This window comes from Massilia sp. 05N420, assembly GCF_056397205.1.
In genome coordinates this window covers 1-12,244 of sequence record NZ_JBFTMX010000024.1, presented here as the reverse complement: position 1 = coordinate 12,244, position 12,244 = coordinate 1, and the positions used below count along the sequence as shown (strand labels likewise).

General features: G+C 64.4%; 10 protein-coding genes and 1 rRNA gene. 5 read left to right on the top strand and 6 right to left on the bottom strand.

Translation table 11 applies throughout. The annotated features are described in order from the left end of the window. Positions 1–33: 33 nt before the first annotated feature. From AC1DIX_RS16540 to AC1DIX_RS16525, 4 genes are all read right to left on the bottom strand, one after another. Entirely contained in the window at positions 34–1,707 is a 1,674-nt protein-coding gene (locus AC1DIX_RS16540) for a long-chain-fatty-acid--CoA ligase (protein ID WP_477325787.1), read from the bottom strand. 142 nt (positions 1,708–1,849) lie between these two features. Continuing rightward, complete coding sequence (locus AC1DIX_RS16535; protein ID WP_477325785.1) at positions 1,850–3,532, bottom strand: long-chain-fatty-acid--CoA ligase; 1,683 nt, start codon at positions 3,530–3,532, stop codon at positions 1,850–1,852. Between the two features lie 142 nt (positions 3,533–3,674). After that, positions 3,675–4,802, bottom strand: a complete 1,128-nt coding sequence (locus tag AC1DIX_RS16530; protein ID WP_477325783.1) for an aminopeptidase — start codon at positions 4,800–4,802, stop codon at positions 3,675–3,677. Positions 4,803–4,832: 30 nt separating this feature from the next. After that, the gene (locus tag AC1DIX_RS16525; protein WP_477325781.1) at positions 4,833–6,908 is read right to left on the bottom strand and encodes a molybdopterin-containing oxidoreductase family protein; all 2,076 of its coding nucleotides are present in this window, start codon (positions 6,906–6,908) and stop codon (positions 4,833–4,835) included. 129 nt (positions 6,909–7,037) lie between these two features. Here AC1DIX_RS16525 and AC1DIX_RS16520 point away from each other — a divergent pair, with 129 nt between their 5' ends. Continuing rightward, positions 7,038–8,231, top strand: coding sequence for a M20 aminoacylase family protein (locus AC1DIX_RS16520; RefSeq protein ID WP_477251721.1), 1,194 nt, complete (start codon positions 7,038–7,040; stop codon positions 8,229–8,231). A 57-nt stretch (positions 8,232–8,288) separates the two neighbouring features. Here AC1DIX_RS16520 and AC1DIX_RS16515 read toward each other — a convergent pair whose 3' ends face one another. Continuing rightward, complete coding sequence (locus AC1DIX_RS16515) at positions 8,289–9,191, bottom strand: NAD(P)-dependent oxidoreductase (protein ID WP_477325779.1); 903 nt, start codon at positions 9,189–9,191, stop codon at positions 8,289–8,291. 111 nt (positions 9,192–9,302) lie between these two features. Here AC1DIX_RS16515 and AC1DIX_RS16510 point away from each other — a divergent pair, with 111 nt between their 5' ends. The 4 genes from AC1DIX_RS16510 (at position 9,303) to AC1DIX_RS16495 (ending at position 12,148) form a co-directional block, all read left to right on the top strand. Next, positions 9,303–9,860, top strand: a complete 558-nt coding sequence (locus tag AC1DIX_RS16510; protein WP_477325777.1) for an acyloxyacyl hydrolase — start codon at positions 9,303–9,305, stop codon at positions 9,858–9,860. A gap of 68 nt (positions 9,861–9,928) precedes the next feature. Then, positions 9,929–11,380, top strand: a complete 1,452-nt coding sequence (locus AC1DIX_RS16505; RefSeq protein ID WP_442123992.1) for a DHA2 family efflux MFS transporter permease subunit — start codon at positions 9,929–9,931, stop codon at positions 11,378–11,380. Positions 11,381–11,455: 75 nt separating this feature from the next. Next, positions 11,456–11,929 carry a YbhB/YbcL family Raf kinase inhibitor-like protein gene (locus tag AC1DIX_RS16500; RefSeq protein ID WP_442123993.1) on the top strand — a complete coding sequence of 158 codons (474 nt, stop codon included), beginning with the start codon at positions 11,456–11,458 and terminating at the stop codon, positions 11,927–11,929. Between the two features lie 51 nt (positions 11,930–11,980). Next, positions 11,981–12,148: a hypothetical protein gene (locus tag AC1DIX_RS16495; protein WP_477325775.1), complete on the top strand. Its 168-nt coding sequence runs from the start codon at positions 11,981–11,983 to the stop codon at positions 12,146–12,148. Here the strand turns inward: AC1DIX_RS16495 and rrf are convergent. Continuing rightward, positions 12,148–12,244 (bottom strand): 5S ribosomal RNA (gene rrf / locus AC1DIX_RS16490); the annotation flags it as partial. The genes AC1DIX_RS16495 and rrf overlap by 1 nt on opposite strands.

The window sequence follows — 12,244 nt, the reverse complement described above, 5'->3', positions numbered from 1 at the left end:
TCATTCCCGCTTTCGCGGGGATGACGGGGTTTCTTACGCCGGCTGCTTCTCATCCCGCAACTCACGCCGCAGGATCTTGCCCACATTGGTCTTCGGCAGCGTCTCGCGGAACTCGATGTACTTCGGACGCTTGTAGCCGGTCAGCTGCTCCTTGCAGAAGGCCATCAGCTCTTCCTTGGTGAGCGCCTTGTCCTTCCTGACCACGTAGAGCTTGACCGCCTCGCCCGAATGCTGGTCCGGCACACCCACGCAGGCCACTTCCAGCACGCCCGGGTGGCTTGCCACGACTTCCTCGACCTCGTTCGGGTACACATTGAAACCCGAGACCAGGATCATGTCCTTCTTGCGGTCGACGATCTTGATGTAGCCTTGCTCGTTCATGATGCCGATGTCGCCGGTCTTGAAGAAGCCGTCCGCGGTCATGACCTTGGCGGTTTCGTCCGGACGGTTCCAGTAGCCGGCCATCACCTGCGGGCCGCGCACGGCGATTTCGCCGGCGGTGCCGAACGGGACTTCCTGGCTGGCTTCGTCGAGGATGCGGATCTCGGTCGACGGGATCGGCAGGCCGATGGTGCCGGTAAAGCCCGTGATGTCGCAGCGGTTGGCGGCGACCACCGGCGAGGTCTCGGACAGGCCATAGCCCTCGACGATCGGGGTGCCGGTGACCTGCAGCCACTTGTCCGCCACCGGCTTCTGCACCGCCATGCCGCCGCCCGGGCAGACCAGCAGGCCGGAGAAGTCGAGGCTGGCGAAGTCCGGGTGGTTCAGCAGGCCGTTGTACAGGGTGTTCACGGCCGGGAAGACGTTGATGCGGTAGTTGCGCAGTTCCTTGATGAAGCCGCCAATGTCGCGCGGGTTCGGGATCAGGAGGTTCATGCCGCCCACGCGCAGGCCCAGCAGGGCGCAGACGGTCAGCGCATAGATGTGGTACAGCGGCAGCGCGCACACGAACTGCAGGTCGGCGCCGGCCTTGGCCAGGGTCGGGGCGAACCAGGCTTCGTTCTGCAGCACGTTGGCGATCACGTGCTTGTGCAGCAGCACCGCGCCCTTCGACACGCCGGTGGTGCCGCCTGTGTACTGCAGGAAGGCGACGTCGTCATGGCCGACCTGGACCGGCTTGAGGGTCTGGCGCGCGCCTTCCGCCAGCACGCGCTTGAACGGCACCGCGTTCGGAATCGACCATGCCGGCACCAGCTTCTTGACGGTGCGGACCACGAAGTTGACGATCAGTCCCTTCGCGCCCAGCAGGTCGCCCATGGTGCCGACGATGATGTGCTTGACCTTGGTTTGGGCGACGACTTCCGCCACCGTGTGGGCGAAGTTTTCCAGCACCACGATGGCTTCCGCGCCCGAGTCGTTCAGCTGGTGCTGCAGCTCGCGCGCGGTGTACAGCGGGTTGACGTTGACGATGGTGTAGCCGGCGCGCAGGATGGCCGCCATCGCCACCGGATACTGCAGCACGTTCGGCAGCATGATGGCCACGCGCGCGCCCGGCTGCAGGCCGCGGCTCTGCAGCCACGCCGCCATCTGGGCGGACAGCTTGTCGAGTTCGGCGAAAGTCATGGACTTGCCCATGCAGGCATAGGCCTTGCGGTCCGCGTACTTGCGGAAGGCTTCCTCCAGCAGGTGCGTGAGGGAACGGTATTGCGTCCAGTCGATCTCCGCCGGTACGCCCGTCTCGTACGACTCCAGCCAGAATTTGTCCATGTTATTGCCTATCTTTCTAATCAATTTAACTCTCCGCTTTTGTCATTTTTAGCACTGCCAAAAATGACTCCCCGCGAAGGCGGGGACCCAAGTTCTGCCTTGGGTCCCCGCCTGCGCGGGGACGACGGGTTCATGCCTATCTTTATGCTGCCTGCTTTTCCTCGCGCAATGCGCGCCGCAGGATCTTGCCGACGTTGGTCTTCGGCAGCTCGCTGCGGAATTCGATGTACTTCGGTCTCTTGTAGCCGGTGAACTCGCGCTTGCAGTAGTCCATCAGCTGCTCGGCCGTCAGGTTCGGGTCCTTCTTGACCACGAAGACCTTGACCGCTTCGCCGGAATGCTCGTCCGGCACGCCGATCACCGCGCACTCCAGCACGCCGGGGTGGGCGGCGATCACGCCTTCCAGTTCGTTCGGATAGACGTTGAAGCCCGAGACCAGGATCATGTCCTTCTTGCGGTCGACGATCTTCACGTATCCGTTCTCGTCCATCACGCCGACGTCGCCCGACTTGAAGAAGCCGTCAGGCGTCATGACCTTGGCCGTTTCGTCCGGACGGTTCCAGTAGCCGGCCATCACCTGCGGACCGCGGATCGCGATCTCGCCCACGCTGCCGATCGGCAGTTCCTTGCCGTCGTCGTCCAGAATCGCCACCTCGGTCGACGGGATCGGCAGGCCGATCGTGCCGGTGAAGGACGAGATGTCGCAGCGGTTCGCGGTGGCCACCGGCGAGGTCTCCGACAGGCCGTAACCCTCGATGATGTGGGTGCCGGTGATGGCCTTCCACTGGTCGTTGACCGCCTGCTGCACCGCCATGCCGCCGCCGTTCGCCAGCTTCAGACCCGAGAAGTCCAGGTGCCTGAAGTCCGGATGGTTCACCAGCGCGTTGTACAGCGTGTTCACCGCCGGCAGCGCATTGAACTTGTACTTGGCCAGCTCCTTGATGAAGCCCGGGATGTCGCGCGGATTCGGGATCAGGATGTTCAGCGCCCCCACCCGCATGCCCCACAGCGCGCACACCGTCAGCGCGAAGATGTGGTACAGCGGCAGCGCGCACACGATGACAGGATGCTCGACCGCCGGCGGCCGGCTCATCGCCACGGAGGACCATGCCTCCGATTGCAGCAGGTTGGCGATCACGTTCCGGTGCGTCAGGGTCGCGCCCTTCGACACGCCGGTGGTGCCGCCGGTGTACTGCAGGAAGGCGACGTCCGTGTTCTTCAGCTGGGCCGGCTGGAAGGGCATCTTCGCGCCCTGGGCCAGCGCATCCTTGAAGCGCACGCTGCTCGGCAGCGAGTAGTCCGGCACCATCTTCTTGACGTTGCGGACCACGAAGTTCACCAGCATGCCCTTGGCCCCGCCCAGCATCTCGCCCATGCTCGCCACCACCACGTGACGCACCGGTGTCTTGCCCATCACCTGCTGCAGCGTGTGCGCGAAGTTCTCGAGCACGATGATGGCTTCGCTGCCCGAGTCCTTCAGCTGGTGCTCCAGCTCGCGCGGCGTGTACAGCGGATTCACGTTCACGACCGTATAGCCGGCGCGCAGGATGGCGGCCAGCGCCACCGGATACTGCAGCACGTTCGGCATCATCACCGCCACGCGCGCACCCTTGGCCATGCCGCGGCTCTGCAGCCAGGCCGCGAGGCGCTTCGACATCGCGTCCAGTTCCGCATAGGTGAGGAACTTGTCCATGCAGACGAAGGCGTTGTTCGCGGCGTACTTCTGGAACGACTCTTCCAGCAGCTGCACGAGGGAGCCGTACTGGTCGGGATCGATTTCAGCGGGGACGCCGGGTGGGTACGACTTGAGCCAAATCTTGTCCATCGGGTGCCTGTCTCCAGTGTATTTTTTCTGTGTGGGCCGCCCAACCGAAAAAAAACGCACGGTCGTGCTGTGTTTGCTTTCATGATGCTATCGGGCAGCGCGCCCGATAGCAAGCATTTTTAAAGCAATTCGAACACGAATTCTAGTGCCCGACCATAGGTGGCGCCTCGCTGCGCTGCACCATCAGCGGCGCCGTGGACACCGGCGGCGCCAGGGTCTTCAGGATGCGGTGGCGATCCGAGCGGTCCAGCTCGGCCAGGCGCTTGACCGACTTGTAGAAGGCCGGGAAGTTGCCGTCGCGCTTGAGCATGGCGCGGAAGGCCGGCACGAAGTCCTCGTAGGTCGCGATCGAGGCCAGGTGGGCGTTCGACAACGGCTGTTCGAAGAAGCGGTCGTAGCCGGCATAGCCGCCCCAGTTGCCCTTCAGGACCTGGTACTCGTCCTTCAGTTCCTGGAACAGGCGCGCCTTGACCGCGCGCTTCTCGTCGTCGCTGCGGTCGACCACGGCGTAGTTCTGTTCGAGCGCCTTGCGATACTTGAGCAACAGGGCAAGGAAATCGTGCTTGCGGCTCTTGTAGCGGGCATAGCTGTCGCGCATGGCCTGGTTGCCGAAGCGCTCCATCCAGTGTTCCACGCCCACCTCTTCCACGGTGCTGGCGAAGGATTCGTTGAACTGCGAATCCCCCTGCGCGTACACGATCTGGTGCGCCAGTTCGTGGAAGATCATGCGCGCCAGTTCGGCATCCGGGTAGTTGATGAAGGTGGAGATCAGGGGATCGCTGAACCAGCCCAGGGTCGAGTAGGCCGGCACGCCGCCGACTTCGACGTCGTTGCCGTCCGCCTTCAGCTCCTTGGCGTAGGTCATGGCGGCATCCTTGTTGTAGTAGCCGCGGTAGTTCACGCAGCCAGCCACCGGGAAGCACCATTGCAGGGGCCGCAGCGACAGCTCGGGCGTGGCGACCACGTTCCACAGCACGTAAGGGCGTTTCAGGGAGGCGTATTTTTTATAACTGTCATTATCTGGCAATGACATTTCGCTAACAGCGTAGCGGCGGATCTGGCGCGCCGTCTCCAGGCGGAGGCGCAGTTTGGAGCTGGTGCCGGGGTCGGCGATCCAGTCGTCGATCGGACGGGCGTCCGACAGGAGTTCAAGCTGGCCCTGGGCCGCCTGCGAGTAGTAGTTCAGCGTGGAGCAGCTGGCCAGCAGCCCCGCCGCCGTGCCCGCCAGGAGCACGGCGCGGAGCCGCGGGGTGATTCGCGAAAGTTTCATGTGTCAAAAGGTTCATGGTGCGGCCGGTGGTCATGCTTTCTCCACCTGCACCAGCGTGTCGTAGAAAGTCGGCGCCCGGCCCATGTCGGTCAGGCGCTGGCTGGTTACTTCGTTGGCGTTCTTGCCGTCGCTGGCGAGCTTTTTCCACCAGATCGACAGGCCGACCACGAGGCCGGCCCGCGCCTTGGGCGTGACACGGGCTCGCGCGACGAACGAGCCCCGGTCATTAAAGATGCGCACCATCTCGCCGTGCTCGATGCCGCGGCTTGCGGCGTCGACGGGATGGATGTCCAGGTGAGGTTCACCTTCCGTGGCGCGGAGGCTCTGGACATTGACAAAGCTTGAGTTGAGGAAGTTCCTGGCCGGCGGAGAAATCATCGCCAATGGATATTTCTCTGCCAGTTCGGGATTGGATGCCACGGATTCGTAATTCGGAATATAGGTCGGCAGCGGATCGAGACCGTCCGCCAGCATCGACTCGCTATAAAACTCGCACTTGCCGGAAGGGGTCGGGAAGCCGCCTTCCGCGAAGGGCGCGGCCGGCATGTTCAGCTTGCTCCAGCCGGTACGCTTCAGCGATTCCCAGTCGAAGTGCACGGCGCGCGCGTTCTTCTTGTCGAAGGCCTGGGCCGCGAGTTCGTCGTCGGTCTYGCTGAAGGCCGGGTCGTCGAAGCCCATGCGCCTGGCGATCAGGCGGAAGATCTCGGTGTTCGGCTTGGCCTCGCCCAGGGGCGCGATCGCCGCGTTGTTCGCCATCATGTACAGGTGGCCGTAAGCCAGGTGGGCGTCGACGTGCTCGAGCTGGGTGGTGGCCGGCAGCAGGATGTCCGCGTAGTCGGCGGTATCGGTCTGGAAGTGTTCCAGCACCACGGTGAACAGGTCTTCGCGCTCGAAGCCGCGCTGCACCTTCGAAGAGTCCGGCGCGATCGCCACCGGGTTCGCGTTGTAGACGATCACGGCCTCGATCTTCGGACCGAAGCTTGGGGACGCCTCCTTCAGCAGGTCGTCGCCGATGGTGTTCATGTTGATGGTGCGCGGGATACGGCCGCGCAGCAGGTCCGGGCGCTGCAGCGCCAGCTTGTTCGACGGGAAGGAGCCCGAGGTCGACAGCTGCACGCCGCCGGCCGGATGGCGCCAGGCGCCCACCAGGGCCGGCAGGCAGGCGATGTTGCGTACCGCCATGCCGCCGCCGCGTACGCGCTGCAGGCCATAGTTCATGCGGATCGCCACCGGCTCGCCGCGCATCGCGGTGTCGCCGTACTCGCGCGCCAGGTTCACCACTTCCTCGGCCCTGATGCCGCAGGTTTCGGCGGTGCGTTCCGGCGTCCATTCGGCCACGCGGTCCTTCAGCTGGCCGAAGCCCAGGGTGTGCCGGGCGATGTAGTCGTGGTCCAGCAGGTTTTCCTTGACCAGCACGTGCATCATGCCCAGCGCCAGCGCGCTGTCCGTGCCCGGCAGGACGGCAATGTGCTGATGGCACTTCTCGGCCGTCAGGGAGCGATACGGGTCGATCGCGATCAGCTTCGCGCCGCGGCGCTTGGCTTCCTGCACGCGCATCCAGAAGTGCAGGTTCGAGGCGATCGGATTGCCGCCCCAGATCAGGATCAGTTTCGCATCCTGGAACTGTTCGATGTCGGTGCCGATCGAACCACCGATGGTGTATTTGTAGCCGGTCGTGCCGGCGGTCGCGCACACGGTGCGATCGAGGAAGGAGGCGCCGACCTTGTTGAAGAAGCGCATCGCCATCGCCTCGCCCTGCACCAGGCCCATGGTGCCGCAATAGCTGTAGGGCAGGATGGCCTGCGGGTCGCGTTCCGCGATCGGCGCAAGGCGCGCCGCGATCTCGTCGAGGGCCTGCTCCCAGCTGATGCGTTCGAATTTCCCTTCGCCCTTCCGGCCGATGCGGCGCATCGGGTACAGCAGGCGGTCCGCATGATAGGTGCGGTCGATGTAGCGCGAAACCTTGGTGCACAGCACCCCGGCCGTGGTCGGGTGATCCGGATCCCCCTTGACCTCCGTTGCGACGCCGTCCTCCACGGTGACGAGGATGGCGCAGGTATCGGGGCAGTCGTGCGGGCAGGTGGCCTTGACAAGGGTCTTGGTCATGGAATCGGGTCCGGGGAAAAACGTCGAGAAACCAATAGTTTAGACGATTCCTGCGGCCCCTGTGACGGCACTGGCCGTGGCGGCTTCGGAAGGGCTACAATAGTTGAAAACATGTATAGGGAGAACAGAATGAGACTTGTCGAACCTATCCTCGCGCACCAGGCGGAACTCGAGACCATCCGCCGCGACATTCACGCACATCCCGAACTCTGCTACGAAGAACAGCGCACCGCCGATGTCGTGGCAGCCCGCCTGACCGAATGGGGCATCCCTGTGGTCCGTGGCCTTGGCGTCACCGGCGTGGTCGGCATCATCAAGAACGGCACGTCCGAACGCGCAATCGGCCTGCGCGCCGACATGGATGCCCTGCCGATGCAGGAGCTCAACACATTTGAGCACGCGTCGCGCCATGCCGGCAAGATGCATGCTTGCGGCCATGACGGCCATACCACGATGCTGTTGGGTGCAGCCCACTATCTGTCGCAGAACCGCAACTTCGACGGCACCGTGTACCTGATTTTCCAGCCGGCCGAAGAAGGCGGTGCCGGCGCCCGCCGCATGATGGACGACGGCCTGTTCGAACGCTTCCCGATGGATGCCGTGTATGGCCTGCACAACTGGCCGGGTATGGCGGCCGGCAAGTTCGGCGTGGTCGCCGGCCCGATGATGGCATCCAGTAACGAGTTCCGCGCGGTCGTGAAGGGCAAGGGCGCCCACGCCGCGCAGCCGCACCGCGGCATCGATCCGGTGATGGTGGCGGTGCAGATCGCGCAAAGCTGGCAGACCATCATCTCGCGCGAAAAGAACCCGCTGGATACCGCCGTGCTGTCGATCACCCAGATCCACGCCGGCAGCGCCACCAATGTGATCCCCGACGAAGCGGTACTGGTCGGCACCGTGCGCACCTTCACCACCGGGGTGCTCGACCTGGTGGAGCGCCGCATGGGCGAGATTGCGCAGGGCGTCTGCGCGGCCTTCAATGCGAGCGTCGATTTCTCGTTCAAGCGCAATTACCCGCCGCTGGTGAACCATCCGGAACAGACGGCCTTCGCGGTCGAGGCGATGAAGGCGGTGGTCGGCGAAGACAATGTCGACGCCAACGTGGAGCCGACCATGGGCGCCGAGGACTTCGCCTTCATGCTGCAGGCCAAGCCGGGCTGCTACGTCTTCCTCGGCAACGGCGACGGCGCCCACCGCGCCGGCGGCCATGGCCTCGGCCCTTGCCAGCTGCACAATGGCAGCTATGACTTCAACGATCAGTTGTTGCCGATCGGGGCCAGTTACTGGGTGAGGTTGGCCGAGATGAGCTTGCCACCGGCCTAAGTTCGTCGCCCCGCGAAGGCGGGATAGTGCCCCGGCACTTTCCCCCAGCTTTGCTCGCTACTCCGGCAGCGTGTCCGCCCCGGCGCCAACACGCTTCCCCGGATTCAACCTCTCCAACGCAATCAAGGCCGCCGCATGATCGGCGGACGGCAAATCCGCCTCGATCGTCTCGTACTGACGCGTCACCAACTCGGTCACCGGCAGCTTCACGCCCGCCTCCCCCGCTGCGGCCAGGATATTGCGCTGATCCTTGAGCTGGGTTTTCACCTGCCCGCCCGGCACGAAGTTCCGCTCCAGCATGCGCTGTCCATGCACTTCCAGCACACGGCTGCCGGCAAAGCCGCCGCGGATCGCCTCGCGCACGGCGGCCGGATCGGCGCCCGCGGCCTGGGCCAGCAACAAGGCCTCGGCGACCACATTGATGGTCGCGCCGACGATCAGCTGGTTGCACAGCTTGGCGACCTGGCCGCTGCCGGCCGGGCCGACCAGGGTGGCCGAGCCCATCTTTTCGAGCACGGGCGCGGCTTCCGCGAAATCGGCCGCATCGCCGCCGGCCATGATGGCCAGCTTGCCCGCCTCCGCGCCCACCACGCCGCCGGACACCGGCGCATCGACGAAACGGCAGCCGGCTTTCTGCAACTGTGCATGGAAGGCCAGGGCTTCGTCCTGCCGGGTGGAACTCATGTCGATCCACAGCGCGCCGGGTTTCAGCGCGGGCAGCGCGGCGGCCAGCACCTGGCCGACCACCGGTCCCGCTTCCAGGATGGTGATCACGATGTCGGCATCGCGCACCGCGTCGTGCAGGTCTTGCCTGGGGATGGCGCCGACGCCGCGCAAGGCCTCGGCCTTGGCCGGCGAACGGTTCCAGACGTGAAGAGGATAGCCGGCTTGCGCCAGCCGGGTCGCCATCGGCTTGCCCATCAGGCCGATGCCGAGGAATGCCAGGGTCGGAAGTGTCATGGTGGTCTCGTTGTGCAGATCGTTCGATTCTAACAATTGATGGACAGGCCACGCCAAAACCCACATCTCGCTAAAATAGCGGGATTCGTCAATCGAAAGGAAATAAAAAAGATGTTCTCCGCTAAGAAAATCGCGACCTCGATGGCCGCAGCCGCCGCCCTGTTCGCCGCACAGGCAGGCCACGCCCAGAACGGCCTGGTCGACTCCTACGCCGTGGAAGCCGGCGGCGGCGAGCACGTGCAGGTGCTGCGCCTGTCGGCCCAGAAAGACTGGAACAAGAACTGGTTCGCTACCAGCGGCCACCACCTGTCGGGCTACTGGGATGCCAACATCGCCTACTGGCGCGCCAACCAGTGGCTGGACGTGCCGGGCAAGCGCCACAACCTGGCCGTGATCGGCATCACCCCGGTGTTCCGCTGGGAAGCCGATGACAAACTCGGCTTCTACGCCGACGCCGGCATCGGCGCCGCCCTGTTTTCGGATGTGTACCGCAACACCCACCGCCAGCTGTCGACCGCCTATGAATTCGCGGACCACGTCGGCGTCGGCTACGTGTTCGCCAACAAGTGGGAACTGGGCGCGCGCCTGCAGCACTACTCGAACGGCGGCATCAAGCATCCGAACGGTGGCGTGAACCTGCTGATGGTGAAGGCGTCGTATCACTACTGATTGACGTAGCGGCCGACCCTGCCCTCTGGCAGACGTCGGCCCGGGGCGATTTATGTGACAATCGCCCAATGACCGATACCAGCAACGTCAAAAGTTACCTTCCCTGGCTGGTGGCGACTGCCCTGTTCATGGAGCAGCTCGACGCCACCATCGTCAACACCGCCGTTCCCAGCATCGCGGCCAGCCTTCAGGTCACACCACTGAGCCTGAAGTCCGTCGTTACCTGCTATATCCTCAGCCTCGCCGTCGGCATCCCCGTGAGCGGCTGGATGGCCGACCGTTTCGGCACCCGGCGCGTGTTCGGCATCGCAATCGCCATCTTCACGTTCGCCTCGGTGCTGTGCGGACTGTCGGTCAACCTCGAGATGATGGTGGTGGCGCGCCTGCTGCAGGGCCTTGGCGGCGCAATGATGATGCCGGTCGGGCGCCTGGCCATCATCCGCACCTTCCCCAAGAGCGAGTTGCTGGGGGCAATGAACTTCGTGATCCTGCCCGCGCTGATCGGCCCCCTGCTCGGACCGACCGTCGGCGGCCTGATCGTGCACTGGACCTCGTGGCGGGCGATTTTCTTCGTCAACGTGCCGGTCGGGCTGCTGGCCCTGTTCCTCGTGCACCGCTACATGCCGGATTACAAGGGCGCCGAGCCGCGCCCGCTCGACACCATCGGCCTGATCCTGTTCAGCTCGGGTACGGCCCTGCTGTCCTGGCTGCTGGAGATCTTCGGCGAGCACACGCTCGACACCGTGACCATCGTCCTGATGCTGGGCCTGTCGGTGGCCCTGCTGGCGGCCTATGCCTGGCATGCGAGCGAGCACAAGCACCCGCTGCTGCGCCTGGCGCTGCTGAAGGTGCGCACCTTCCGCATCGCGGTGCTGGGCGGTTTCATCACCCGCCTGGGTATCGGCGGCCTGCCCTTCCTGCTGCCGCTGCTGTATCAGCTGGGTCTGAAACTGCCTGCCTGGCAGTCCGGCCTCCTGATGATGCCGACCGCAGCCGCGGCGATGGGCATGAAACTGATCGCACCCAGGGTCCTGGCCCGCTTCGGCTACCGCCAGGTGCTGATCGTGAACACCATCTGCATCGGCCTGACGATCGCGCTGTTCGCGCTGGTGGGACCGGGCACGCCCTGGTATGCGATCGCCGGCATCGGCCTGCTGCAGGGCTTCTTCAATTCGCTGCAATTCTCGAGCATGAATACGCTAGCCTATGCGGACGTTCCGCAACAGGATTCCAGCATGGCCAGCACGATCGCCAGCTCCCTCCAGCAGCTGTCGATGAGTTTCGGACTGGCGAGCGGTTCGCTGGTGACGGCCTGGTTCCTCGGCCGCGTGCCGCAGACCAACCAGTTGATGGTGACCTCGGCCCTGCACCACGCTTTCCTGACGCTGGCAGTCACGACGATGCTGTCGTCCTTCGTGTTCTGGCGCCTGCGCCGCAGCGACGGAGAGAGCATCAGCCGCGGCAAGCAACGCCCCGAGGAAGCCGCCACCCAGGATTCGGCGCCGCTGTCGCAAGCCTGATCCCTCGCGCCGGCAAGCGCCGGAGCGGTATAGAGTCGAAGCGAGGGAGAGATCCAGTCCTGTCAGGAGAAAAGCATGAGCCTGTCACTCGTTTCGGCCGACTTCGATGCCGGCGGCAACATTCCGGCAATTCACACCTGCGACGGAACCGATACCGCGCCCGCCCTGTCGTGGACGGGCGCGCCACCGGGAACGAAAAGCTTCGCTCTGATCGTCGACGATCCCGACGCACCGGACCCGGCGGCGCCCAAGATGACCTGGGTGCACTGGGTCCTGTATAACATCCCGCTCTCGGCGGCCAGCCTGCCCTCGAGCGTGCGCGGCACGGACCTGCCGCCGGGCACACGCACCGGCCTCAACGACTGGAAGAAGAGCGCCTATGGCGGCCCTTGCCCGCCGGTGGGGACGCACCGCTATGTGCACAAGCTCTACGCCCTGGATGTGGAATTGCCGGACCTCGGCCATCCAACCAAGGCCGAGCTGGAAAAGGCGATGAAAGGGCATGTGCTCGCGCAGGGGCAGCTGATCGGCACTTACCACAAGCGCTAGCCTCAGCGCTCGGGGTTTGCCGGCCTGCGTGGTGAGGAAGGTCGGCAGGTAATGGTCGATCACGAAGCGCGGATTCGGCTGGTGGTCTTCGTAAAATCCGGTCAGGACAAAACCTGCTTTTATCTGCCCGCCGATTTGCTCGGACAGAATGCCCGGATCTTGGCTGGAAAAGCAAAAAGCCCGCTCAATCGAATTGAGCGGGCTTCTGCGAATAATTAGCCTGACGATAACCTACTTTCACACTGGTTGCAGCACTATCATCGGCGCAAAGTCGTTTCACGGTCCTGTTCGGGATGGGAAGGGGTGGTACCGACT

What these genes read in the sequence shown, in the direction of transcription:
- AC1DIX_RS16520 (WP_477251721.1), top strand. Translation starts at nt 7,038, where the DNA reads ATGAGACTTGTCGAACCTATCCTCGCGCACCAGGCGGAACTCGAGACC.
- AC1DIX_RS16500 (WP_442123993.1), top strand. Translation starts at nt 11,456, where the DNA reads ATGAGCCTGTCACTCGTTTCGGCCGACTTCGATGCCGGCGGCAACATT.
- AC1DIX_RS16505 (WP_442123992.1), top strand. Translation starts at nt 9,929, where the DNA reads ATGACCGATACCAGCAACGTCAAAAGTTACCTTCCCTGGCTGGTGGCG.
- AC1DIX_RS16540 (WP_477325787.1), bottom strand. Translation starts at nt 1,707, where the DNA reads ATGGACAAATTCTGGCTGGAGTCGTACGAGACGGGCGTACCGGCGGAG.
- AC1DIX_RS16495 (WP_477325775.1), top strand. Translation starts at nt 11,981, where the DNA reads ATGGTCGATCACGAAGCGCGGATTCGGCTGGTGGTCTTCGTAAAATCC.
- AC1DIX_RS16530 (WP_477325783.1), bottom strand. Translation starts at nt 4,802, where the DNA reads ATGAAACTTTCGCGAATCACCCCGCGGCTCCGCGCCGTGCTCCTGGCG.
- AC1DIX_RS16515 (WP_477325779.1), bottom strand. Translation starts at nt 9,191, where the DNA reads ATGACACTTCCGACCCTGGCATTCCTCGGCATCGGCCTGATGGGCAAG.
- AC1DIX_RS16535 (WP_477325785.1), bottom strand. Translation starts at nt 3,532, where the DNA reads ATGGACAAGATTTGGCTCAAGTCGTACCCACCCGGCGTCCCCGCTGAA.
- AC1DIX_RS16510 (WP_477325777.1), top strand. Translation starts at nt 9,303, where the DNA reads ATGTTCTCCGCTAAGAAAATCGCGACCTCGATGGCCGCAGCCGCCGCC.